Here is a 22,294-nt window from a genome sequence, read left to right on the forward strand (position 1 = left end):
AGGTCGTCCCCGGCGGGACCGTCACCGAGCGCTGGATCCCGGTCGACCGGGTCGGCCTCTACGTGCCGGGCGGCCGCGCCGTCTACCCGTCCAGCGTCATCATGAACGTCGTCCCCGCCCAGGAGGCGGGGGTGCGCTCCCTGGCGGTCACCTCGCCGCCGCAGAAGGAGTTCGGCGGCCTGCCGCACCCCACCATCCTCGCCGCCTGCGCCCTGCTCGGCGTCGACGAGGTGTACGCCGTGGGCGGCGCCCAGGCTGTCGCCATGTTCGCCTACGGCGCCGGCGGGTGCGCCCGCGCCGACATGGTCACCGGACCCGGCAACATCTGGGTCGCCGCCGCCAAGCGCCTCCTCAAGGGGGTCATCGGCATCGACGCCGAGGCGGGCCCGACCGAGATCGCCGTCCTGGCCGACACCACCGCGGACCCCGACCACGTCGCCGCAGACCTGATCAGCCAGGCCGAGCACGACGTGGTGGCCGCCTCCGTCCTGGTCACCCCGGACGAGGCCCTGGCCGACGCCGTCGTCGACCGCCTGCGCGTCCGCGCCGCCGCCACCCGGCACGCCGACCGCGTCCTGGAGGCCCTGGCCGGGCCCCAGTCCGGCATCGTCCTGGTCGACGACCTCGACCACGGCCTCGACGTCGTCAACGCCTACGCCGCAGAACACCTGGAGGTCATGACCGCCGACGCCGCCGCCGTCGCGGCCCGCGTGCGCAACGCCGGGGCGATCTTCGTCGGCGCCTACGCGCCGGTCTCCCTCGGCGACTACGCCGCCGGGTCCAACCACGTGCTGCCCACCGGCGGGTGCGCCTGCCACAGCGGCGGCCTGAGCGTGCAGACCTTCCTGCGCGGGGTGCACGTGGTCGAGTACGACCGTGACGCGCTGGCCGACGTCGCCCATCACGTCATCACCCTCGCCGAGGCCGAGGACCTGCCCGCCCACGGCGAGGCCGTCGCCGCGCGGTTCCCCGAGGCCTGAGCCAGGCCCGAGCCGCGACCGACCGGACGGTGCGGCGGCGCACCGGACCCCGCCCGGGTCCGATCCGCGTTCACGCGGGTCCCGTGCGCCGCACCGACCACGACCGACCATGAGCGTGACACCCGTGAGCTTCACTCTGAACGACCTGCCCCTGCGCGACGACCTGCGCGGCCGCTCGCCCTACGGCGCCCCGCAGATCGACGTGCCGGTGGTCCTCAACACCAACGAGAACCCGCACCCGCCCTCGGAACGGCTGGCCCGCGCCCTGGCCGACGCCGTCGCCGAGACCGCGGTGGGCCTGAACCGCTACCCCGACCGCGACGCCGTCCGGCTGCGCCAGGGCCTGGCCGACTACCTCGGCCACGGCCTGACCACCGCCGACGTGTGGGCGGCCAACGGCTCCAACGAGATCCTCCAGCAGATCCTCCAGGCCTTCGGCGGGCCCGGCCGCACCGCGATGGGCTTCGAGCCGTCCTACTCGATGCACCCCATCATCTCCCGGGGCACCGGCACCGGCTGGGCGCCGGTGCCGCGCACCGCCGACTTCCGGATCGACGTGGACGGCGCCCTGGCCGCCATCGCCGAGCACCGGCCCAGCGTCATCTTCCTGACCTCGCCCAACAACCCCACCGGCACGGCGCTGCCCATCGCCGACATCGAGCGCATCGCCGCCGCCGCGCCCGGGGTGGTCGTCGTGGACGAGGCCTACGCCGAGTTCCGCCGCGAGGGCACACCCAGCGCCCTGGAGCTGCTGGCCGACCACCCGCGCCTGATCGTCTCGCGCACCATGTCCAAGGCGTTCGCGCTGGCCGGGGCCCGCGTGGGCTACCTGGCCGCGCACCCCGCCGTGGTCGACGCCATCCAGCTGGTCCGCCTGCCCTACCACCTGTCGGCCGTCACCCAGACCGTCGCGCTGGTCGCCCTGGACCACGCCGACGAGCTCCTGGGCGCCGTCGCCGACCTGCGCGCCGAACGCGACTCCCTGGTGGAGTGGCTGCGCGCCCACGGGTTCACCGTCGCCGACTCCGACGCCAACTTCGTCCTGTTCGGCGAGTTCGAGGACCGCACCGAGGTGTGGGAGGCCCTGCTCGACCGGCAGGTCCTCATCCGCGAGGTCGGCCCGCCCGGCTGGCTGCGCGTCACCGTCGGCACCCCGCCGGAGATGGCCGCCTTCCGCGAATCCCTGCTGCGCGCCACCGGACGCTGACCTGCCCCTTTCCCAACAGGAGGACCCACCATGAGCCGCATCGGACGCGTGGAGCGCGCCACCAAGGAGACCAAGGTCCTGGTCGAGATCGACCTGGACGGCAGCGGCGTCGCCGACGTCTCCACCGGGGTCGGCTTCTTCGACCACATGCTGGACCAGCTCGCCAAGCACGGCCTGTTCGACCTGACCGTGCGCACCGAGGGCGACCTGCACATCGACTCCCACCACACCATGGAGGACACCGCCCTGGCCCTGGGCGCCGCCTTCCGCGAGGCCCTGGGCGACAAGGCGGGCATCCGCCGGTTCGCCGACGCCAAGGTGCCCCTGGACGAGGCCCTGGCCGAGGTGACCGTCGACGTGTCCGGCCGCCCCTACCTGGTGCACAGCGAGCCCGAGGGCATGGCGCCGATCATCGGCCGCGACTACGACACCACCATGACCCGGCACATCCTGGAGTCGTTCGTCGCCCAGGCGCGGGTCGCCCTGCACGTCCACGTGCCCTACGGCCGCAACGCCCACCACATCGTCGAGTGCCAGTTCAAGGCGCTGGCTCGGGCGCTGCGCTTCGCCACGGAGAAGGACCCCCGGGTCACCGGGATCCCCTCCACCAAGGGCGCCCTGTAGATGGACACCGATCTGTGGGGCCTGGCCCTCATCGTGCTGGGCGGCTTCCTCGGCGGGGGCGCCTACGCCATGTGGAAGGTCAACAAGCCCATCGCCGTCGCCCTGGCCGGGTGCACGGCGCTCGCCGTGGCCTCGGGCGTGCTGCGCCTGGGCTACTTCTAACCGGGCCACTTCTAAGGGGAGGAACACCATGCCGCCACGCGTGGTCGTGTTCGACTACGGGTCGGGCAACCTGCGTTCGGCCCAGCGCGCCATGGAGCGCACCGGCGCCGACGTCACCGTCACCTCCGACCCGCACGCCGCGCTGGACGCCGACGGCCTGCTCGTCCCGGGCGTGGGCGCCTTCAGCGCCTGCATGGCCGGGCTGAAGCGGGCGCACGGCGACCGCATCATCGGCCGCCGGCTGGCCGGGGGCCGCCCGGTGCTGGGCATCTGCGTGGGCATGCAGGTGCTGTTCGACAAGGGTGTGGAGCGCGCCGACCCGCAGGCGCGGGACGAGGTCACCGAGGGCTGCGGGGAGTGGCCCGGGACCGTGGAGCACCTGAACGCGCCGATCCTGCCGCACATGGGCTGGAACACCGTGCGCGCCCCGCAGGACTCACAGCTGTTCGCCGGGATCAGCCCGCAGGACCGCTTCTACTTCGTGCACTCCTACGCGGTGCGCCGGTGGGAGCTCACCTTCGACAACCCGCGCATGGCCCCGCCCAAGGTGACCTGGGCCGAGCACGGGGAGCCCTTCGTGGCGGCGGTCGAGAACGGGCCGCTGTGGGCCACCCAGTTCCACCCGGAGAAGTCCGGCGACACCGGGGCCCGCATCCTGGCCAACTGGGTCGCCACCCTCCCGCAGTCATAGTTTTCGGACCAACGAGCACGAGAAGGCCACATGACCGGCGAGACCAACCCGCCCGCACTCGAACTCCTGCCCGCCGTGGACGTGTCCGGCGGCCAGGCCGTCCAGCTCGTCCAGGGCAGGGCCGGGTCGGGCGGACAGTACGGCGACCCCTTCGCGGCCGCGCAGGCCTGGCAGGAGGCGGGCGCCGAGTGGATCCACCTGGTGGACCTGGACGCCGCGTTCGGGCGCGGCCACAACCGCGACCTGCTGCGCACCATCGTGGACCGCCTCGACGTCAAGGTGGAGATGTCCGGCGGCATCCGCGACGACGAGTCGCTGGCGGCTGCCCTGGCCACCGGCTGCACCCGCGTGAACATCGGCACCGCCGCCCTGGAGAACCCGGAGTGGTGCGCCGAGATCATCGCCGAGCACGGGGACCGGATCGCGATCGGCCTGGACGTGCGCGGCACCACCCTGGCGGCGCGCGGCTGGACCCGCGACGGCGGCGACCTCTTGGAGACCCTGGAGCGCCTGGAGTCGGAGGGGTGCGCCCGGTACGTCGTCACCGACGTCAACAAGGACGGCACCCTCAAGGGCCCGAACCTGGAGCTGCTGCGCACGGTGTGCGAGCGCACCGACAAGCCGGTGGTGGCCAGCGGCGGCGTGTCCAGCCTGGACGACCTGCGGGCCATCGCGGAACTGGTGCCGCTGGGCGTGGAGGGCGCCATCATGGGCACCGCCCTGTACGAGGGCGCGTTCACCCTCCAGGACGCGCTGGCGACCGTGGCGGCGGCGCGATGAGCCTCGCGGTCCGTGTCATCCCCTGCCTGGACGTGGACGCCGGGCGGGTGGTCAAGGGCGTCAACTTCGAGAACCTGCGCGACGCGGGCGACCCGGTGGAGCTGGCCGGGACCTACGACGCGGGGGGCGCCGACGAGCTGACCTTCCTGGACGTCACCGCCTCCAGCGGCGACCGGGAGACCACCTACGACGTGGTGCGCCGCACCGCCGACCAGGTGTTCATCCCGCTGACCGTGGGCGGCGGGGTGCGCACCGCCGAGGACGTGGACCGGCTGCTGCGGGCGGGCGCGGACAAGGTCGGCGTGAACACCGCGGCGATCGCCCGCCCCGAGCTCATCGGCGAGATCGCCGAGCGGTTCGGCCGCCAGGTGCTGGTGCTGTCCGCGGACGTGCGCCGCGTCCGCGAGGGCGACGCGCCCACCCCGAGCGGGTTCGAGGTGACCACCCACGGCGGCCGCACGGGCACCGGCATCGACGCCCTGGAGTGGTGCGAGCGCGCCGCCCACCTGGGCGCGGGGGAGATCCTGCTCAACTCGATGGACGCCGACGGCACCAAGCGGGGCTTCGACCTGGAACTCATCCGCGCCGTGCGCGCCCGCGTGGACGTCCCGCTGATCGCCTCCGGCGGCGCGGGCGCCGTGGAGCACTTCGTGCCCGCCGTGGAGGCGGGCGCCGACGCGGTGCTCGCCGCCACGGTCTTCCACTTCGGCGAGTTCACCATCGCCGACGTCAAGGAGAGCCTGCGCGCCGCCGGCCACCCCGTCCGCTGACCCGAGACCCCGAAGGACCCGGCGCCCCGCGCCGGGTCCTTCGGGTTTGCGGGGGTTTGTGCGGGGACCACGCGCGGAGGGGCGTTGGGTTCACACGAGTTAGACAAAATGTCACGTGGGGGTAGCCAAGTCTGTCTTTTTGGAGGTATTGGCGGCGGATTTGTGAACGCTGCGCGCAACCTGCACATCCTACGTGGTGACGGGGAAAAACTTACGGGGAAAGGACGACCCTCCATGTCCAGCACCATCACCGCACGCGTCACCGGCCTGCTGCTGGCGGGCCTGCTCGCGATGGCCGCCACGCTCATGAGCGCCCCGGCGGCCTCGGCGGACGACCTCAACGCCACGTCCGACGACACCCTCGCCGAGATCGAGGCCATGCCCTGGCCCGAGTACGGGATGGGCGACACCAGCGTCGACATCCTCGCCGCCAAGCTGCTCATCATCGAGCAGGGCTTCGACCCCGGCCCCGAGAACGCCGAGTTCGACGGCCGGTTCCAGGCGGCGGTCCTCAACTACCAGGCCGCCAACGACCTGGAGGACACCGGGACCCTGAACGCCGAGACCTGGCTGCTGCTGCGCGAGCAGACCTTCGGCGAGTACGGCCCCGGCGACACCGGCAACGTCGTCCGCGCGATCCAGCACCTGCTCAACGCCAAGTTCTACGCCCACATCACCGTCGACGGCCACTACGGCCCGTACACCGAGGGCGGTGTGCGCCACGCGCAGGAGCACTTCGGGATCGGCGTCGACGGCATCACCGGCATGTACACGTTCCGCGCTCTGATCACCTACCAGGACTACGACAAGTAGGAATCCGACCCCGTCAGGCGTCCGGCCCCTCCCCTCGGGGGGCCGGACCCGTGTCCGCTCCGTCACCGGTTGGACGGAATAGCACCGATCGGCGGGGCGCTGAAACAATCCGGTGGAACCTGTCGGTGCCGCTGGATAAGTTGGCACGGCACGCGCCCCGTGCCCTTCGGCATGCCCGGAGGCCGGGGCGCCGCGAACGATCCGCGCCGGGAGCCCTCCCAGAGGGCGTTCCCCGGCGCGCAGGGAGAACGGGGGGCGCATGGCGCAGGGCACGGCAACCGCGGGAGAACGCACCGAGGAGGACGCCGACGGCTCGGCCGCCGCCCACCGGGGGGTGTTCGGCCGCGGCATGAAGGTCCTGTGGACCGCCGCCCGGGTCGAACCCCTGATCTTCACCGTCGCCGTCATCGGCGCCATGCTGCACGCCGCCGTCACCGTCGGCTCCGCCTCGGTCCTGGGCCACCTCACCGACCACACGCTCATCCCCGCCTTCGAGAGCGGCGCCACCACCACCGCGGCCCTGGCCGGCGCCGCCGCCCTGCTCATGGCCGTGGGCCTGGGCAAGGCCGTCGGCATCGCCGTGCGCCGCATGCTCGCCGCCCTCATGCAGTTCCGCCTCCAGGCCCGCTACCGCCGTGCCGTCGCCCGCAAGTACCTCGAACTGCCGCTGGCCTGGCACCACCGCCACCCCACCGGGCAGCTGCTGTCCAACGCCAACGCCGACGTCGAGGCCGCCTGGCAGCCGCTGGCCCCGCTGCCCATGGCCGTGGGCAGCGTCTTCATGCTCGTCATCGCCTCCGTCGCGATGCTCGTCACCGACCCCCTGCTGGCCCTGGTCGCCTTCGTCGTCTTCCCGCTGCTGGTCGTCGTCAACGTCGTCTTCCAGCGCCGCGTCTCGCCCATGGCCTCCCGCGCCCAGGCCCTGCGCGCCGAGGTCAGCGGTGTCGCCCACGAGTCCTTCGACGGCGCCCTGGTCGTCAAGACCCTGGGCCGGGAGGACACCGAGACCGAACGCTTCACCGAGTCCGCCCACCGCCTGCGCGACGCCCTCATCCAGGTCGGCCGCATGCGCTCCCTGTTCGACCCCGTCATGGAGTCGCTGCCCAACTTCGGTGTCCTGGCCGTCCTGCTGCTGGGCATGTGGCGGCTGTCCACCGGCGACATCGCCCCCGGCGACCTGGTCCAGATCGCCTTCCTGTTCACCCTTCTGTCCCTGCCCATCCGCTCCTTCGGGTGGATCCTGGGCGACCTGCCCCGCAGCGTCGTCGGCTGGGACCGCGTCCAGTCGGTGCTGCGCTCGGAGGGCTCCATGGAGCACGGCGACCGCACCCTGGACGAGGGCGCCGACGGCATCGCCCTGAGCACCCGCGGCGTCGTCTTCTCCTACGCCGACTCCTACGACAGCGACGGCCGCGACCTCATGTCCGCCTCCGACGGCGCCGGCGCCCCGCGCACCACCGTCCTCAACGGCGTCGACCTGGACATCGCCCCCGGCCGCACCGTCGCCCTGGTCGGACCCACCGGCTCGGGCAAGTCCACGCTCACCACCGTCCTCATGCGCCTGGTCGACCCCGACGAGGGCACCGTCACCTACGACGGCGTCGACGTCCGCGACCTGGCCCGCGACCAGATCCCCCGGCACGCCGCCCTGGTCCCGCAGAGCACCTTCGTGTTCGAGGACACCGTCCGCGGCAACGTCACCCTGGGCGAGGACATCGACGACGAACGCGTGTGGGCGGCCCTGCGCCTGGCCCGCGCCGACGGCTTCATCGCCGAGCTCGACGGCGGCCTGGACGCACCCCTGGGCGAGAAGGGCACCACCCTGTCCGGCGGCCAGCGCCAGCGCCTGGCCCTGGCCCGCGCCGTGGTCCGCGACCCGCGCCTGCTCATCCTGGACGACGCCACCTCCGCCGTCGACCCGCAGGTCGAGGCGCAGATCCTGGGCGGCCTGCGCGAACGCGACACCTCCGCCACCGTGGTCGTCGTCGCCTACCGCCGCGCCACCATCGAGCTCGCCGACGAGGTCGTCTACCTCGAACGCGGCCGCGTCCTGGCCCGCGGCACCCACACCGAACTCCTGGAGACCTCACCCGGCTACAACCGCCTCGTGACCGCCTACGAGCGCGCCTCCGCCGAGAACGACGCCGCGCGCGCACCCGTCCCGGAGGGCCCGGCCCCCGTCGACCCCACCCGCAGAGCCGCGGCCCGCGGCGACGACCTCACCGAGGAGACGAGCCGATGAGCGCACCCGCCCGCACCCGCGAAAAGGACGAGCGGGGCCCCGCGGACCCGCAGGACGCGGCGCCCGGACGCGCCGACTCCTCGGTGTCCCTGCACAGGTCCACCGACTCCGCCCTGGACACCCTCAAGCGCGGCCTGCGCCTGTCCCCGGAGTTCGCCAAGGGCCTGTGGCTCACCCTGGCCTTCGCGGTGGTCGCCACCGTCGGCAAGGTCGTCGTTCCCATCGCCGTCCAGCAGATCATCGACAACGGCATCACCGGCACCGGCGGCCCCGACCTGGGCTTCGTCGCCCGCATGGTCGCGGTCTGCGCCGGGCTGCTGCTCGTCACCATGTTCTGCTCCTACCTGATGAACGTGCGCCTGTACAAGGCCACCGAGTCAGGGCTGGCCACCCTGCGCCGCAAGGCGTTCCGCCACGTCCACGACCTGTCCGTCCTCACCCAGAACAGCGAGCGCAAGGGCGCCCTGGTCTCCCGCGTCACCAGCGACGTCGACCAGATCAGCACGTTCATGCAGTGGGGCGGCATCCTCCTCATCGTCAGCGCCGGGCAGCTGCTCATCGCCACCACCCTCATGGCGGTCTACTCCTGGCAGCTCACCCTCGTGGTGTGGGTGTGCTTCCTGCCGCTGCTGTTCGGGGTGCGCTGGCTCCAGAAGCTCCTGTCCAAGGCCTACCTGAAGGTCCGCGAGCACACCGGCGACATGCTCGGCGTCATCGGCGAGACCGTGATGGGCGCCGCCGTCATCCGCGCCCACGGCACCGAGGAGCGCACCGCCCGCCGCATCGACACCTCCGTGGTGGCGACCCGCCGCGCCCAGGTGCGCGCCCAGCGGCTGTCGGTGGCGGTGTCCCCGTTCGCGGAGATCGTCTCGGCGGTCGGCAACACCGCGGTGGTCCTGCTGGGGGTGTGGCTGGGCCTGGACGGCGACCTCACCGCCGGACGCCTCATCGCGTTCCTGTTCCTGATGACCCTGTTCATCCAGCCGATGATGATGGCCACCGAGATCTTCAACGAGGCGCAGAACGCCATCGCGGGCTGGCGCCGCGTCCTGGGCGTGCTGGACACCGTCCCCGACATCGCCGACCCGGGCGAGGCCGGGGCGGTGCTGCCGCGCGGCCCGGTGCGGGTCGACTTCGACCGCGTCACCTACTCCTACCCGGACGGGCCGGTCGTCCTGGACGACGTGTCGGTCACCGTCGAGCCGGGCACCCGGCTGGCCGTGGTGGGGGAGACGGGGTCGGGCAAGACCACGTTCGTCAAGCTCCTCACCCGGCTGATGGACCCCGACCGGGGCACCGTCCTGCTCGACGGCACGGACCTGCGCGAGGTCGCGTTCTCGTCGCTGCGCGGCCGGGTCGTCATGGTCCCCCAGGAGGGCTTCCTCTTCGACAGCTCCCTGGGCGACAACATCCGCTTCGCCCGCCCGGAGAGCACCGACGCCGAGCTGCGCACCGCCATCACCGACCTGGGCCTGGACGAGTGGCTGGACAGCCTCGCCCACGGCCTGGACACCCCGGTGGGCCAGCGCGGCGAATCGCTGTCGGCGGGCGAGCGCCAGCTCGTCGCGCTCATCCGCGCCTACGTCGCCGACCCCGACCTGCTGGTGCTGGACGAGGCGACCTCCGCCGTCGACCCGCACACCGAGATGCGCATCCAGCGCGCCCTGGACCGGCTCACCCGGGGTCGCACCTCGGTGGCGATCGCCCACCGCCTGTCCACGGCCGAGGCGGCGGACCGGATCCTGGTGTTCGACGACGGCCGCATCGTGCAGAGCGGGCCGCACGCCGAGCTGGTGTCCCGGCCCGGCGTCTACGCCGACCTGTACGCCTCCTGGGTGCGCTCCTCGGCGTGACCCGCGGCAGGGGTCGCGGCCGGAGCCGTGTCCCCGGTCACCGGCCGCCGGTCACCGGCCCGACTCCCGCCACAGGTGGGCGGCGAGCAGGCCGGGGACCGCGGTCTCGACCATGAGGGCGACGTCGGGGTCGGTGTCGCCCGGGTAGCGCACGGTCAGCTCCGCCCCCGGCACGCTCTCGCGCCCGGGGGTGGGGCCCACCGCCACGAACCGGCCCCGCAGCTGCCCCAGGTGCTCGGAGAAGCGCTCGTCGTAGGCGGACCCGGCGAACAGCAGCGCCCGGTAGTCGGTGACCGCGGCCAGGTACCGGTCGGTGTGCGACCACTCGCCGGTCTCACAGGTGTGCGCCACCGCCACCGGCCCCTTGCGCAGCAGCTGGGCGCCCTGGAGCGCCGACGCGGTGCGCTCGGCGGGCGCCACCAGGTGCACGCCGTGCGGCGAGGCCAGCGCCTCGGCCGCCTCGGGCACCCACGTGTGCGCGGACGCCAGCAGCGACTCCAGCGCGTTGGCCGACCGGCGCAGCAGGCTCGGCAGGTTGCGGCTGCCGCCCAGCACCGGCGCGCCCAGCCGGTGGCCCAGCAGCAGCGCCAGCCCCAGCGCGTGCTGGTAGGCCCGGCAGCCCAGCCCCGCCTGCTCGCCCCCGGTGCGCAGCGGCACCAGCAGGTCCGCGTAGCGCGCCACCACCGCGTCGGAGTCGGCGGCCAGCACCACCACGGGGGAGCGGCCCACGTACCGGTCCAGGGCCGTGCACAGCTCCCGCTGGCCGCCGCCCAGGCTCACCCCCACCACCAGGGTCTCCGGACCCGCGGGCGGCTCCTGCGCGGAGGCGGAGGAGTCCGCGACCGCGCCGATCCCGGCCAGCCGCAGCCGCGCCGCCGCCACCTCGCACACGCCCCGGGCCGCCCCGATCCCCAGGAACCGCACCGCCGCCGGCTCGTCGTCCAGCAGCGCGGGCAGCGCCGCGTACGGGTCCCAGCGCGGGAACCGCTCCGCCAGCGCGTTCAGGGCGGCGGGCATCCCCGCCAGGTCGGCGGACAGGGCCTGGGCCGTCACGGGAACCCCCACATCCGTTCGTCTGCTCACATCGTCTGCTCACGTCCGCCGGACACGGCGGCTCCGCGCACGCACTCTAGGCCACCCGGGCCGGGGAACACCCGTGGCCACCACTGGACACGCCCCGGTGACACCCGGCCGACGGACGGCCATAACCTGGAGGACATGAGCGTCACCAGCCTCGACCCGGCCATCGCCGCCCGCCTCAAACGCACCGAGGACGGACTCGTCCCCGCCGTCGTGCAGCAGCACGACACGGGCGAGGTCCTCATGCTCGCCTGGATGGACGACGAGGCCCTGCACCGCACCCTCACCACCGGGGCGGCCACCTACTGGTCGCGCAGCCGCGGCGAGTACTGGGTCAAGGGCGCCACCTCAGGCAACACCCAGCGTGTGGTGTCCGTCGCACTCGACTGCGACGGCGACACCCTGCTGCTCCGGGTCGACCAGACCGGGGCGGCCTGCCACACCGGCGACCGCACCTGCTTCGACGCCGGGCGCCTGCTGTGACCGCGACCGGCCCCGCACCCGAGGACCGCGGCGCACCCGAGGACGGCGGCGCCCGGGATAACACCGCGCCCCGGGAGAGCACCGCGTCCGCGCCCGCCGACCCGGCCGCGCGGCGCGCCCGCCGCGAGTTCACCGCGGCCGCCATCGGCCTGGCCGCCGGTGCCGCACTGCTGCTCTCCGCCGCCGGACGCGCCTGGGCCACCGGCGACCTCGCCGCCGCCGGACCCGTCGCACCCGCCCCGGTCGAGATCACCGGCGGCGACCTCACCGGCGTCCCGGCCGGGATCGGCTGGGCCGCCCTGGCGGGCGTCGCCGGGATCTACGCCGCCCGCGGGTGGGCGCGCCGCCTCATCGGCGCCCTGCTCGCCCTGGGCGGCGGCTACGCCCTGAGCGCCGTCGCCGCGGCCGTGCGCCCCGAGGCGCTCACCGGGGCCGTCGACGCGGCCGCCGCCGCGGGCACCGCCCGCGCCGCCGGCACCCCCGACCTCATCGCGATCGGCCCGGCCATGGCCGCCGCGGGCGCCGCCCTGATCGTGGCGGCCGGCGTGCTCGCACTCGTGCGCGCCCCCGCCTGGCCCGGCATGGGAAACCGGTACGATCGGGACGCCGCACCGCGCGCGAACCCCACCGGGACACCCGCCGACCTGTGGAAATCGCTCGACGCAGGTGACGACCCCACACTCGACGCCCCCGGCGGCGACACGGTCCCCGCGCACTCCGCGGGCCGCACCGCCACCGGGGACGGCACCGACCCCGCACCGCCGACCGAAACGTCGGCCGACTCCAAGGAGAAGCCCTGATGGCCGCTGAAGAACACCACGACGACCACGGCAACACCGTCTCCGCCTGGTTCCTCACTGTTTCCTGGATCGTCGCCTGGACGGTGGCGGGCATCGCCATCATCGCGGGCGGCGACCTCGTCACCTGGGTCGCGATCGCCCTGGGCGCCAGCGTGGTCCTGGCGGTCATCGCCGGTGCGATGAAGAAGGCCGGCCTGGGCCGCAAGGAGCCGCGCCCGGTGCCGCCCACCCGCGAGGAGTGGGAAGCATCTCGCAAGAAGGTCTCCGCCTAGGCGACGCCGCGCCCCGCGCGCCCCGCCCCACGGGACTTCACGGCCACATCCGGACAGAACCGGAGAATCCGCAGCTCACAACGACTGAGTAACGGAAAATGGACGAAGGTCCCATGGGGCGGGTAGATTCGCTGCACCGGCGGTGACCGCATGTGCCCACCGACTGGTGGATCGTCCCCCTGGTCTGGCAACATGCGAAGTCGCCCGCGGCGTGATCGCACCGGTGATCCGACCCTGCCCCTTGCCGATCCCGTGTGCCCTGCCGCACGTCGCGAGTCGAAAACCCTTGTCCACAGTCTGGAAAGTTGTTCCCCATGAGCTATGGTCCCCCGCCCCCCGCAGGTCCCCCCGGACCCGGCGGCTACGGCCCGCCCCCCGGTGGCGGCGGCTACGGCCCGCCTCCCGGCGCCACCCCGCCCGACAACGGGCTCGTCTGGGCGATCGTCGCCATCTTCTGCTGCTGGCCGTTCGCCATCCCGGCGATCATCAACGCGACCAAGGTCAACGACCTGTGGAACCGCGGTGACCAGGCCGGTGCGCTGGAGGCCCAGGCCCAGGCCAAGAAGTGGACCAAGATCGCCTTCATCCTGGGCATCATCAGCTACATCCTGGTCGGCGTGCTCTACGCGTGCAGCATCGCCATCGCGATCAGCAGCACCCCCTCGTACTACTAAGGGGAGCCGCTCCCACCTTTCTGCCCCCGCACCCTCCCGGGTGTCGGGGGCAGAATTCTCCCCGCAGCCGAACGACCCTTAGGCTGGTTCACGTGCAACCCGAACAGCCGGAACGGACCGGACACCGACCAGGGACGCCCCACGAGGCGGAGGGCGCGCCCCTGCCGACCGGGCAGCGCGTCCTGCGCTTCCTGCACCGGTTCCCGGCACCCGTCTGGCCGCTGGGCGCCGGAGCGCTCGTCCTGGCCGGGGCCACCCTGCTCCACTTCGTGGACCCCAACGAGCCGGGCAACTACCCCACCTGCCCCTGGCTGCTGATCACCGGCACCTTCTGCCCCGGCTGCGGGACCATGCGCGCCGTCGCGCTCACCACCCACGGCGACATCCTCGGCGCCATCAGCATGAACCCGCTGCTGGCCCTGCTCGGCCCGTACATCCTGTGGGCGTACATCCGGTGGATCGCCGCCACCGTCCGCCCGCCCAAGGCGCCCCCCAGACCCGCGCCGGTCTGGTTCCTGTGGACCCTCACCATCGTCATCACGGGCTTCTGGGTGGCCCGGAACCTGCCGTGGTTCTCCTTCCTCGCCCCGGGGACCCCCCTGTTCCCCGGCTGGTGACCGGCGACCCGTTCGTCCCCGACCCGAACTGTAAAGTCGAAAGGCCCACATCATGAGCTACCCACCGTCCGGCGGCTACGGTCCTCCCAGCGGCGGCTACGGCCCGCCCCCCGGGGGCTACGGCCCGCCCCAGCCGCCCGCCGGCGGCCCGCCCAAGAACTACATGGTCCACAACATCCTGGGCATCTTCGGCTGCACGGTGATCGGGATCATCGGCCTCATCTTCTCCCTCCAGGTCAACAGCAAGTGGCAGGCCGGGGACTACCAGGGCGCCGAGGACTCGGCCAAGGTCGCCAAGATCATGGGCATCATCAGCCTGATCGGCTTCATTCTCGCCATCGTCGGCATCGTCCTCTACGTCATCTTCATCGTTCTCCTCGTCGGGGCGGCGGGCACGGCCAGCTACTCGACCTACTAGGCCACCGACGGCGGTCGACCGCGCGATCCCGTACGTATCCGGACGAGTCGCACGCCACCCGCCCCACGGGCCGCGCCCGCCGCCCCCGCCACACGCCGTGTGCGCGGGGGCGGCGGCGTTCCCGGCCCGGGGGGTCGATACGATGAGCGCACACGGCGCGAAGCCGGCCCCCGGGCCGAGCCGCGCCCCGCGGCCCCGCCTTGCGGCGCGAGCGCCGCACCCGGCCACGACGATAGGGAGCGGTAACCACGTGAGCGTGCTCGACGAGATCCTCGACGGAGTGCGCGCCGACCTGGCCGAGCGCCAGGAGGCCCTGCCCCTGGACGAGCTCAAGGAGCAGGCCGCGTCGGCGCCCACCCCCAAGGACGCCGAAGCCGCCCTGCGCCGCCCCGGGGTGCACGTCATCGCCGAGGTCAAGCGCGCCAGCCCCTCCAAGGGCCCGCTGGCGGCCATCGCCGACCCGGCCGCCCTGGCCCGCGACTACGAGGCCGGCGGCGCCGCGCTCATCAGCGTCCTCACCGAGCAGCGCCGCTTCAACGGCAGCCTCGACGACCTGCGCGCCGTCGCCCGCGCCGTCGACACCCCGCTGCTGCGCAAGGACTTCGTCGTCAGCTCCTACCAGCTGTGGGAGGCCCGCGCCCACGGCGCCTCCGCCGTCCTGCTCATCGTCGCCGCCCTGCCCCAGGAGGCCCTGGTCTCCCTGGTGGAGCGGGCCCGCTCCCTGGGCCTGATGCCCCTGGTCGAGGTCCACGACGAGGACGAGGTCGACCGGGCCCTGGACGCCGGGGCCACCGTCATCGGCGTCAACGCGCGCAACCTCAAGACCCTGGAGGTCGACCGGGACACCTTCGCCCGCGTCGCCCCCCGCATCCCCTCCGACGTCGTCAAGATCGCCGAGTCCGGCATCCGCGGGCCGCACGACCTGCTGGCCTACGCCGGTGCCGGCGCCGGAGCCGTCCTCGTCGGCGAGAGCCTGGTGCGCGGCCGCAACCCGCGCGAGGCCGTCGCCGACCTGGTCACCGCGGGGGCCCACCCCGCCCTGCGGGACCGGAACTAGGGGACGGACGGCTCCATGGGAGGAACGACGGCGCACACCGCCATCACGGCCCGCACCGGCCGCCGATGGCGATGGCTCTAGGGAACCCGAAGCGCACCGAGCGCGTTCGCGGGTTCCCGTCGCCGCGTTGACCCCGAGTCAGAACGCGCCGCGGGCCCAGGACACGCCGCGGCGCACGGAACCGGTCGACGCGCGCACCCCGCGCGTGCGCCGCACGGGCGCGGGTGGGCCGTCGGCCCCGCACCCTACAAGGACAGCCCCATGAGCCACGATCCGCAGCTGCCCGACGCGCGCGGGCACTACGGCCGCTTCGGCGGCCGCTTCGCCCCCGAGGCGCTCATCGCCGCCCTCGACGAGGTCGAGACCGAATGGGAGAAGGCCCGCCAGGACCCCGCGTTCCAGGCCGAGCTGGCCGAACTCCTCAAGGACTACACCGGCCGCCCCAGCGCCCTCTCCGAGGCCCGCAACTTCTCCGAGCACTGCGGCGGCGCCCGCATCCTGCTCAAGCGCGAGGACCTCAACCACACCGGCTCGCACAAGATCAACAACGTGCTGGGCCAGGCCCTGCTCACCAAGCGCATGGGCAAGACCCGCGTCATCGCCGAGACCGGCGCCGGCCAGCACGGGGTGGCCACCGCCACCGCCTGCGCCCTGATGGGCCTGGAGTGCGTCATCTACATGGGCGAGGAGGACACGCGGCGCCAGGCGCTCAACGTCGCCCGGATGCGCCTGCTCGGCGCCGAGGTCGTCCCCGTCACCATCGGCAGCCGCACCCTCAAGGACGCCATCAACGAGGCGTTCCGCGACTGGGTCGCCAACGTCGACCGCACCCACTACCTGTTCGGCACGGTCGCCGGCCCCCACCCCTTCCCCAAGCTGGTCCGCGACCTGCACTTCGTGGTCGGCGCCGAGGCCCGCGAGCAGGTCCTGGAGCGGGTCGGGCGGCTGCCCGACGCGGTGGCGGCCTGCGTGGGCGGCGGCTCCAACGCCATGGCGGTCTTCGCCGCGTTCATCCCCGACGCCTCGGTGGCCCTGTACGGGTTCGAGGCCGGGGGAGACGGCGCCGACACCCCCCGCACCGCGGCCTCCATCAGCTCCGGCAGCACGGGTGTGTTCCACGGCGCCCGCACCTTCGTCCTCCAGGACGAGTACGGTCAGACCCTGCCCAGCCACTCCATCTCCGCCGGCCTGGACTACCCGGCGGTGGGCCCCGAGCACGCCTACCTCGCCGACACCGGCCGGGCGAACTACGAGGCGATCACCGACGCCGAGGCCATGGAGGCCTTCCGGCTGCTGTGCCGCACCGAGGGCATCATCCCGGCCATCGAGAGCGCCCACGCCCTGGCCGGGGCCCGCAAGCTGGGGGAGCGGCTGGGCCCCGACGCGGTGATCCTGGTGAACCTCTCCGGGCGCGGCGACAAGGACGTGGACACCGCGGCCGCCTACTTCGGCCTGATCGACGGTAAGGACGAGGCGTGATGACGACCCTGCAGAACAAGCTCGCCGAGGCCCGCGCCCAGGGCCGGGCCGCCCTCATCGGCTACCTCCCGGCCGGGTTCCCGGACGTGGAGTCCTCGATCAGGGTCGTGCGGGCCATGGTCGAGGGCGGCTGCGACGTCATCGAGGTGGGCCTGCCCTACTCCGACCCGATGATGGACGGCCCCACCATCCAGCGGGCCGCCGACGCCGCCCTGGCCGCGGGGACCACCACCGACGACGTGTTCCGGGTGGTGGAGGCGACCGCCGCGACGGGGGCGGCCGCCGTGGTCATGTCGTACTGGAACCCGATCGAGCGCTACGGCGTGGAGCGCTTCGCCGGGAACCTCGCCAAGGCGGGCGGGGCCGGGGTCATCACCCCCGACCTCATCCCCGAGGAGGCGCAGGAGTGGGTGGTGGCCTCCGACACCGCGGGCCTGGACCGGATCTTCCTGGTGGCGCCCTCCTCCACCGACCGGCGGCTGGAGCTGACCACCCGGGCGTGCAGCGGGTTCGTGTACGCGGCCTCGCTGATGGGGGTCACCGGGACCCGCACGCAGGTGGCCGACACCGCGGCGGAGCTGGTGCGCCGCACCCGCGAGGTCACGCGCGAGTCGGAGCTGCCGGTCTGTGTGGGCCTGGGCATCTCCACGGGGGCGCAGGCCGCCGAGGTCGCCGGCTACGCGGACGGCGTCATCGTCGGCGCCGGGTTCTGCCAGCGGGTGCTGGACGCCCCGGACCTGGAGACGGGGCTGATCGCCGTCACGTCGTTCGCCGAGGAGCTGGCGGCGGGCGTCCGGTCCCGCTGACCGGGACCTCCGGGCACGGCCCGGGGGACCTTCACCACTGGCCGCGGGCCGCCCCCTCACCGGGGGCGGCCCGTTTCGCGTTCGCGCCGGTCAAGGGCTCGGTTAAGAAGGTTAAGCCGGTGAGAATCGGGTGAGAAGGGACCCTCGAACGCCCGGAAACGCCGCGCACGCGGGCCTTGCGGTGGTGTGATGGGGCCGTGACGGACACCGGGGTCCGGCTCCGCCCGCGCCCCGGCCCCAGCGCCCGGGGTCATCGGGTGATCACAGCCGGTAGGATCTGCTTGGTCACTGAGAGCGACTTTTCAGGCGCGGAGTGCGACAATCCAGCCCCCGAACCCCGAAGGCCACCCCTATGGACACACGCGACGAAACCCCCGCACCCACCTCCGCCCCCGGGTCGCGCCGGGCCGCCGTCCAGCCCTGGCTCACCCTCGCCTGCCGCCTCGCCCTCGCCGGGATCCTCATCTACGCGGCCGCCTCCAAATACCCGCCCGCGCTCTCCGTCCAGGCCGTCGAGGCCTACGACCTCTTCCCCCACGAGATCGCCCGCCTCATCGGCTACACCCTCCCCCTCTTCGAACTCGCCCTGGCCGTCCTGCTCCTGATCGGCCTGGCCACCCGCTTCACCGGCGCCGTCACCGCCCTGCTCATGGTCGTCTTCATCGCCGGGATCCTCTCGGCCATGGCCCGCGGCCTGAGCATCGACTGCGGCTGCTTCGGCGGCGGCGGCGCCGTCGACCCCGGCGAGACCACCTACGGGCTCTCCATCGCCCGCGACATCGGCTTCGCCGCCCTGGGCGCCTTCATCGCCCTCTGGCCCCGCTCACCCCTCGCCCTGGACCGCCCGCTCGGCCTCTTCCGCTGACCCGCGGCCCACGACCACCACCCCGACTCAGGAACAGAAGGAACACCACCATGGGGAGCGAAGCGCGCAAACGCGCCCGTGAACGGCTCAAGGAACAGCGGGCCAAGGAGAGGAAGGCCGCCGCCCGGCGCAGGAACCTCCTCGTCATCGGCATCGCCGCCGCCGTCATCGTCGCCGTCGTCGGCATCGGGTACGCCGTGCTCAACTCCGACCGCGGCGAGGGCTACACCGGCCCCCTGGCAGCCCAGACCCTCCAGGAGGACGGCAGCGTCGTCATGGCCAACGAGGGCGTCGAGGCACCCGTCATCGAGGTCTACGCCGACTACCAGTGCCCCGCCTGCCGCCAGTTCGAACTCACCAACGGCGGCCTCCTCAAGGAACGCGCCGCCCAGGGCGAGGCCATCGTCCACTTCCGCCCGGTGAGCATCTTCGCCCAGCAGCAGGTGCCCATCAGCAGCAACTCGCTGCGCGGCGGCGCCGCCGCCCGCATCGCCGCCGACCACGGCGTCTTCGCCGAGTACAACGACCTGCTCTTCGAGAACCAGCCCACCGAGGGCCGCGAGGGCTTCTCCACCGACCAGCTCAAGCAGTGGTTCGCCGACCTGGAGACCTCCCCCGGACAGCAGGAGGAGTTCGGCGCCCGCCTGGACGAGGAGGCCGCCGTCGTCACCGAGTTCACCGAGGAGTTCCTGCCCGCCCTGTCCGAGGACGCCGTGGACCAGATCGGCCAGGAGACCCTGGGCACCATGGTCCTCACCGACCTGCTGGCCTGGGGCGCCGACAACGGCCACGACCCCGCGTTCCTCGACGGCACCTACACCGGCGAACTCATCGACGCCACGGGCAGCGCCTACACTCGCTACAGCGGAGACAACGCGTTCCGCGGCACCCCCTCCGTCTACATCAACGGCGTCCTGCTCGACAACAACACCGCCATGACGGTCCGGGGACTCTCCGAAGCCATCGCCTCCGCCGACCCCGGTAAGGTCGAGACCCAGCCGTTGGGCGACGGGGGTGACGCGCAGTAACACCCCTGAAGACACCCCCCGCACGCGGGGCGAACCCGAGAGCAGAGCAGTGACTTTGTCGTCGACAGTCAGCGAGGGCGCGGCCGCCACCGGCCGCGCCCTCGCGGCCATCCCCAGCCCGCAGGTGAACTCGATCCCGATCGGGCCCCTGGAGATCCACTTCTACGCGCTGTGCATCCTCGCCGGCGTCATCGTCGCCGTCCTGTGGAGCGAACGCCGCTGGAAGGCCCTGGGCGGTGAACAGGGCACCATCCTCGACATGGCGGTGTGGGCGGTCATCCTCGGCCTCATCGGCGGCCGCCTCTACCACGTCATCAGCGACGCGCAGCTGTACTTCGGCGAGGGCCGCGAACCCATCCGCGCCCTCTACGTGTGGGAGGGCGGCCTCGGCATCTGGGGCGCCATCCCGCTGGGCGCCGTCGGCGTGTGGATCGTCGCCCGCAAGCGCGGCCTGTCGATGTCCAAGCTCTCCTTCGCCATCGCCCCCACCATCCCCCTCGCCCAGGCCATCGGCCGCTGGGGCAACTACTTCAACCAGGAGCTGTTCGGCCGCCCCACCGACGTCCCCTGGGCCGTGGAGATCTACCCCTACCCCGAGGGCCACCTGCGCGCCGGCATGGAGTTCGGCGTCACCACCTACCACCCCACCTTCCTCTACGAATCCCTGTGGTGCCTGGGCCTGAGCGCCCTGCTGGTCTGGGCCGGACGCCGCTACGAGTCCTCCCTCCAGGGCGGGCGCCTGTTCGCCCTCTACGTCATGGGCTACTGCGTCGGCCGCTTCTGGATCGAATACCTGCGGGTCGACCCCGCCAACGACTTCTTCGGCCTGCGCCTGAACAACTGGACCTCCATCCTGGTCTTCGCCGGCGCCCTGGCCTACTTCGTCTGGGCGGGCCGCCGCCTCGACCGGTTCTCCACCGCCGTCGTCCCCCACGGCGCGGACGCCGGAACCCAGGTGTTCGGGCCCACCGCCGACGGTGAGATGGGTAACGACAGCACCGTCTACAGCACCGCCGACACCGGGGATTCCGACATCGACGCCGGTGGGAGCGACGCCGGCACGGAATACCACCCCAGCCCTGAGCGATCTAGTAGCGAGGGCTCGACCTCGAACGACGAGGGAACCGATTCCGGGACGAAGCCCGAGTAGACACGGGGAAGGACGCTCGCGCCCGTCTCTATGGGCGCGGCGACCGTGCACGACATCCACATCCACACCCACGAGGGTGACGACGTGCCCGCACGTGCCCCCGTACCTTTCGAGCAGACCACGGGTTGACATTGAGAAAGACCGTGAGCAGAGCCGAGTCCGGTTCCGGCCGTAGAGGACGCCGCGGAAACCGCCGCGCCGACACCGGCCCCATCCGCGACCGCGCCGACGACTACGGCCACGACGAGGAGTACGACTACGACCCGGAGGAGGACTACTCCGCCGAGTACGGCCACACTCCCGCCGACGGCAGCGGTGCCGACCGCGCCGACGACCACGCGGACGACCCCGGCGCCGACGACGGCGCCGGGGAGCGCACCGGGTCCGGCGGCGGCCGCGGCCGCCGCCGCGGCTCCCGCCGGGCCGCCCCGGCCAGGGACGCCAAACGGGGCGGGGTCAAGCGCGTCTCCGCGTTCTCCGCCTCCGCGATCAAGAAGGTGTCGGTCCTGGGCGACCGGCCCAACCAGATCGTGTACACCCTCGCCGAGCAGAGCAAGCGCAAGCGCGGCACCGCCGTGCTGGGCGTCCTCATCGGCGCCTTCGCCCTCTCCCTGGTCGCGCTGCTGGGACTGCTGTCCTACCAGCTCTTCACCGGGGCGGGCGGCACCACCTCGGGCGGCGACAGCGGCGTCGTCGCCCCGCCCGAGGGCCACAGCACCATCACCCCGCAGCTCTACATGTCCAACCCCAACCGCGACGACGTCTTCGGCCCCATCAACGAACGCCCCGAGGGCCTGGAGCCGATGACCGAAGAGACGGTGTTCGGCCCCGTCCAGGAGGTCGAGCTGGACGGCATGGAGCTGGAGCTGCGCGACGGCGCGGTCACCGACTCCTGCACCTCCCTGGTGTGGGGCGACGGCCTGGGCCAGAGCCTCATCGACGCCAACTGCGTCAACGCGGCCTCGGGCGTGTACACCGACGCCGACCAGGACTACGTCGCGCAGGTCACCCTGTTCGACCTGGCCGACGCCGACGCCGCCACCGAGGTCGAGGCCGCCCTGGACCCGACCAACGTCGAGTCCGGCGCCGGGTTCCTGCTCAGCCGCACCAACGACGAGATCCCCGGTCTCCAGGACGGCTACAGCGAGGCGACCGCGCAGGTCATGGGCCACTACCTGGCGGTGTTCTGGGTGGCCCGCACCGACGGCAGCCCGCCCGGGGACGACACCGACCTGGCCAAGGTCACCGTGGCGTCCATGAACGCGGTCCCCTACGTCTACAACGAGGTGATCGCCACCCAGGCGCAGCAGGAGTAGCGACGGGGACACCCCGCGTGCACCCGCGGGCGAACGGCCGTGCCCTGAGCACGGCCGTTCGTGTTCCCCGGACGTCCCGATAGGATCTCGGACAGATCGACCGGCCTTTTCCCGGCCGGGTCGAGCG

General features: G+C 73.0%; 24 protein-coding genes. 23 read left to right on the forward strand and 1 reads right to left on the reverse strand.

The window, feature by feature from the left end:
* The 10 genes from hisD to ACJOT3_RS15740 all read left to right on the forward strand — a co-directional run.
* A partial coding sequence (hisD, locus tag ACJOT3_RS15695; RefSeq protein ID WP_406973368.1) for a histidinol dehydrogenase occupies positions 1-980 on the forward strand: 980 nt, incomplete at its 5' end.
* A 109-nt stretch (positions 981-1,089) separates the two neighbouring features.
* Positions 1,090-2,187, forward strand: a complete 1,098-nt coding sequence (locus tag ACJOT3_RS15700) for a histidinol-phosphate transaminase (RefSeq protein WP_406973370.1) — start codon at positions 1,090-1,092, stop codon at positions 2,185-2,187.
* A 30-nt stretch (positions 2,188-2,217) separates the two neighbouring features.
* Positions 2,218-2,811, forward strand: coding sequence for an imidazoleglycerol-phosphate dehydratase HisB (gene hisB / locus ACJOT3_RS15705; RefSeq protein WP_406973372.1), 594 nt, complete (start codon positions 2,218-2,220; stop codon positions 2,809-2,811).
* The gene (locus tag ACJOT3_RS15710; protein ID WP_406973374.1) at positions 2,812-2,973 is read left to right on the forward strand and encodes a CG2302 family histidine operon protein; all 162 of its coding nucleotides are present in this window, start codon (positions 2,812-2,814) and stop codon (positions 2,971-2,973) included.
* A 28-nt stretch (positions 2,974-3,001) separates the two neighbouring features.
* Positions 3,002-3,664 (forward strand): imidazole glycerol phosphate synthase subunit HisH, encoded by a 663-nt coding sequence (hisH, locus tag ACJOT3_RS15715; RefSeq protein ID WP_406973376.1) that lies wholly within the window; start codon positions 3,002-3,004, stop codon positions 3,662-3,664.
* Between the two features lie 30 nt (positions 3,665-3,694).
* Entirely contained in the window at positions 3,695-4,444 is a 750-nt protein-coding gene (gene priA / locus ACJOT3_RS15720) for a bifunctional 1-(5-phosphoribosyl)-5-((5-phosphoribosylamino)methylideneamino)imidazole-4-carboxamide isomerase/phosphoribosylanthranilate isomerase PriA (protein WP_406973378.1), read from the forward strand.
* Positions 4,441-5,214: an imidazole glycerol phosphate synthase subunit HisF gene (gene hisF / locus ACJOT3_RS15725; RefSeq protein ID WP_406973380.1), complete on the forward strand. Its 774-nt coding sequence runs from the start codon at positions 4,441-4,443 to the stop codon at positions 5,212-5,214. The genes priA and hisF overlap by 4 nt, the downstream gene beginning before the upstream one ends.
* A 234-nt stretch (positions 5,215-5,448) precedes the next feature.
* The gene (locus tag ACJOT3_RS15730; RefSeq protein WP_406973382.1) at positions 5,449-6,027 is read left to right on the forward strand and encodes a peptidoglycan-binding domain-containing protein; all 579 of its coding nucleotides are present in this window, start codon (positions 5,449-5,451) and stop codon (positions 6,025-6,027) included.
* A gap of 259 nt (positions 6,028-6,286) precedes the next feature.
* Positions 6,287-8,269, forward strand: coding sequence for an ABC transporter ATP-binding protein (locus ACJOT3_RS15735; protein WP_406973384.1), 1,983 nt, complete (start codon positions 6,287-6,289; stop codon positions 8,267-8,269).
* The gene (locus ACJOT3_RS15740) at positions 8,266-10,122 is read left to right on the forward strand and encodes an ABC transporter ATP-binding protein (RefSeq protein WP_406973386.1); all 1,857 of its coding nucleotides are present in this window, start codon (positions 8,266-8,268) and stop codon (positions 10,120-10,122) included. The genes ACJOT3_RS15735 and ACJOT3_RS15740 overlap by 4 nt, the downstream gene beginning before the upstream one ends.
* A 51-nt stretch (positions 10,123-10,173) precedes the next feature.
* On the opposite strand, the gene ACJOT3_RS15745 is transcribed toward ACJOT3_RS15740, so the two are convergent.
* Entirely contained in the window at positions 10,174-11,175 is a 1,002-nt protein-coding gene (locus tag ACJOT3_RS15745; RefSeq protein ID WP_406973388.1) for a sugar isomerase, read from the reverse strand.
* A 165-nt stretch (positions 11,176-11,340) separates the two neighbouring features.
* On the opposite strand from ACJOT3_RS15745, the gene hisI reads away from it, so the two are divergent.
* The 13 genes from hisI (at position 11,341) to ACJOT3_RS15810 (ending at position 22,167) form a co-directional block, all read left to right on the forward strand.
* A complete protein-coding gene (gene hisI / locus ACJOT3_RS15750) occupies positions 11,341-11,685 on the forward strand; it encodes a phosphoribosyl-AMP cyclohydrolase (protein WP_406973390.1) in 345 nt (114 codons plus the stop codon).
* A gap of 143 nt (positions 11,686-11,828) precedes the next feature.
* Positions 11,829-12,485: a Trp biosynthesis-associated membrane protein gene (locus ACJOT3_RS15755; RefSeq protein ID WP_406973414.1), complete on the forward strand. Its 657-nt coding sequence runs from the start codon at positions 11,829-11,831 to the stop codon at positions 12,483-12,485.
* A complete protein-coding gene (locus tag ACJOT3_RS15760; protein ID WP_406973392.1) occupies positions 12,485-12,757 on the forward strand; it encodes an HGxxPAAW family protein in 273 nt (90 codons plus the stop codon). Before ACJOT3_RS15755 ends, ACJOT3_RS15760 begins: the two co-directional genes overlap by 1 nt.
* A 314-nt stretch (positions 12,758-13,071) precedes the next feature.
* Positions 13,072-13,431, forward strand: coding sequence for a CD225/dispanin family protein (locus ACJOT3_RS15765; protein ID WP_406973394.1), 360 nt, complete (start codon positions 13,072-13,074; stop codon positions 13,429-13,431).
* A 92-nt stretch (positions 13,432-13,523) separates the two neighbouring features.
* Positions 13,524-14,048 (forward strand): DUF2752 domain-containing protein, encoded by a 525-nt coding sequence (locus tag ACJOT3_RS15770; protein ID WP_406973396.1) that lies wholly within the window; start codon positions 13,524-13,526, stop codon positions 14,046-14,048.
* A 52-nt stretch (positions 14,049-14,100) separates the two neighbouring features.
* Positions 14,101-14,466: a CD225/dispanin family protein gene (locus ACJOT3_RS15775; protein ID WP_406973398.1), complete on the forward strand. Its 366-nt coding sequence runs from the start codon at positions 14,101-14,103 to the stop codon at positions 14,464-14,466.
* Positions 14,467-14,716: 250 nt separating this feature from the next.
* Complete coding sequence (trpC, locus tag ACJOT3_RS15780; RefSeq protein ID WP_406973400.1) at positions 14,717-15,523, forward strand: indole-3-glycerol phosphate synthase TrpC; 807 nt, start codon at positions 14,717-14,719, stop codon at positions 15,521-15,523.
* Positions 15,524-15,784: 261 nt separating this feature from the next.
* Entirely contained in the window at positions 15,785-17,002 is a 1,218-nt protein-coding gene (gene trpB, locus ACJOT3_RS15785; RefSeq protein WP_406973402.1) for a tryptophan synthase subunit beta, read from the forward strand.
* Positions 17,002-17,808: a tryptophan synthase subunit alpha gene (trpA, locus tag ACJOT3_RS15790; RefSeq protein WP_406973404.1), complete on the forward strand. Its 807-nt coding sequence runs from the start codon at positions 17,002-17,004 to the stop codon at positions 17,806-17,808. The genes trpB and trpA overlap by 1 nt, the downstream gene beginning before the upstream one ends.
* A gap of 352 nt (positions 17,809-18,160) precedes the next feature.
* Entirely contained in the window at positions 18,161-18,673 is a 513-nt protein-coding gene (locus tag ACJOT3_RS15795; RefSeq protein WP_406973406.1) for a MauE/DoxX family redox-associated membrane protein, read from the forward strand.
* Between the two features lie 50 nt (positions 18,674-18,723).
* Positions 18,724-19,701, forward strand: coding sequence for a DsbA family protein (locus ACJOT3_RS15800; protein ID WP_406973408.1), 978 nt, complete (start codon positions 18,724-18,726; stop codon positions 19,699-19,701).
* A 55-nt stretch (positions 19,702-19,756) separates the two neighbouring features.
* Positions 19,757-20,851, forward strand: a complete 1,095-nt coding sequence (gene lgt / locus ACJOT3_RS15805; protein WP_406973410.1) for a prolipoprotein diacylglyceryl transferase — start codon at positions 19,757-19,759, stop codon at positions 20,849-20,851.
* Positions 20,852-20,994: 143 nt separating this feature from the next.
* Positions 20,995-22,167: a hypothetical protein gene (locus ACJOT3_RS15810; protein ID WP_406973412.1), complete on the forward strand. Its 1,173-nt coding sequence runs from the start codon at positions 20,995-20,997 to the stop codon at positions 22,165-22,167.
* Positions 22,168-22,294 lie beyond the last annotated feature (127 nt).

It is taken from the genome of Nocardiopsis protaetiae (assembly GCF_045446735.1).
In the GTDB taxonomy this organism is placed as follows: domain Bacteria; phylum Actinomycetota; class Actinomycetes; order Streptosporangiales; family Streptosporangiaceae; genus Nocardiopsis; species Nocardiopsis protaetiae.

Bases quoted from the DNA above. Each gene is read 5' to 3' on its own strand.
- ACJOT3_RS15700 (WP_406973370.1), top strand. From the start codon at position 1,090: ATGAGCGTGACACCCGTGAGCTTCACTCTGAACGACCTGCCCCTGCGC.
- hisB (WP_406973372.1), top strand. From the start codon at position 2,218: ATGAGCCGCATCGGACGCGTGGAGCGCGCCACCAAGGAGACCAAGGTC.
- ACJOT3_RS15710 (WP_406973374.1), top strand. From the start codon at position 2,812: ATGGACACCGATCTGTGGGGCCTGGCCCTCATCGTGCTGGGCGGCTTC.
- hisH (WP_406973376.1), top strand. From the start codon at position 3,002: ATGCCGCCACGCGTGGTCGTGTTCGACTACGGGTCGGGCAACCTGCGT.
- priA (WP_406973378.1), top strand. From the start codon at position 3,695: ATGACCGGCGAGACCAACCCGCCCGCACTCGAACTCCTGCCCGCCGTG.
- hisF (WP_406973380.1), top strand. From the start codon at position 4,441: ATGAGCCTCGCGGTCCGTGTCATCCCCTGCCTGGACGTGGACGCCGGG.
- ACJOT3_RS15730 (WP_406973382.1), top strand. From the start codon at position 5,449: ATGTCCAGCACCATCACCGCACGCGTCACCGGCCTGCTGCTGGCGGGC.
- ACJOT3_RS15735 (WP_406973384.1), top strand. From the start codon at position 6,287: ATGGCGCAGGGCACGGCAACCGCGGGAGAACGCACCGAGGAGGACGCC.
- ACJOT3_RS15740 (WP_406973386.1), top strand. From the start codon at position 8,266: ATGAGCGCACCCGCCCGCACCCGCGAAAAGGACGAGCGGGGCCCCGCG.
- hisI (WP_406973390.1), top strand. From the start codon at position 11,341: ATGAGCGTCACCAGCCTCGACCCGGCCATCGCCGCCCGCCTCAAACGC.
- ACJOT3_RS15760 (WP_406973392.1), top strand. From the start codon at position 12,485: ATGGCCGCTGAAGAACACCACGACGACCACGGCAACACCGTCTCCGCC.
- ACJOT3_RS15765 (WP_406973394.1), top strand. From the start codon at position 13,072: ATGAGCTATGGTCCCCCGCCCCCCGCAGGTCCCCCCGGACCCGGCGGC.
- ACJOT3_RS15775 (WP_406973398.1), top strand. From the start codon at position 14,101: ATGAGCTACCCACCGTCCGGCGGCTACGGTCCTCCCAGCGGCGGCTAC.
- trpB (WP_406973402.1), top strand. From the start codon at position 15,785: ATGAGCCACGATCCGCAGCTGCCCGACGCGCGCGGGCACTACGGCCGC.
- trpA (WP_406973404.1), top strand. From the start codon at position 17,002: ATGACGACCCTGCAGAACAAGCTCGCCGAGGCCCGCGCCCAGGGCCGG.
- ACJOT3_RS15795 (WP_406973406.1), top strand. From the start codon at position 18,161: ATGGACACACGCGACGAAACCCCCGCACCCACCTCCGCCCCCGGGTCG.
- ACJOT3_RS15800 (WP_406973408.1), top strand. From the start codon at position 18,724: ATGGGGAGCGAAGCGCGCAAACGCGCCCGTGAACGGCTCAAGGAACAG.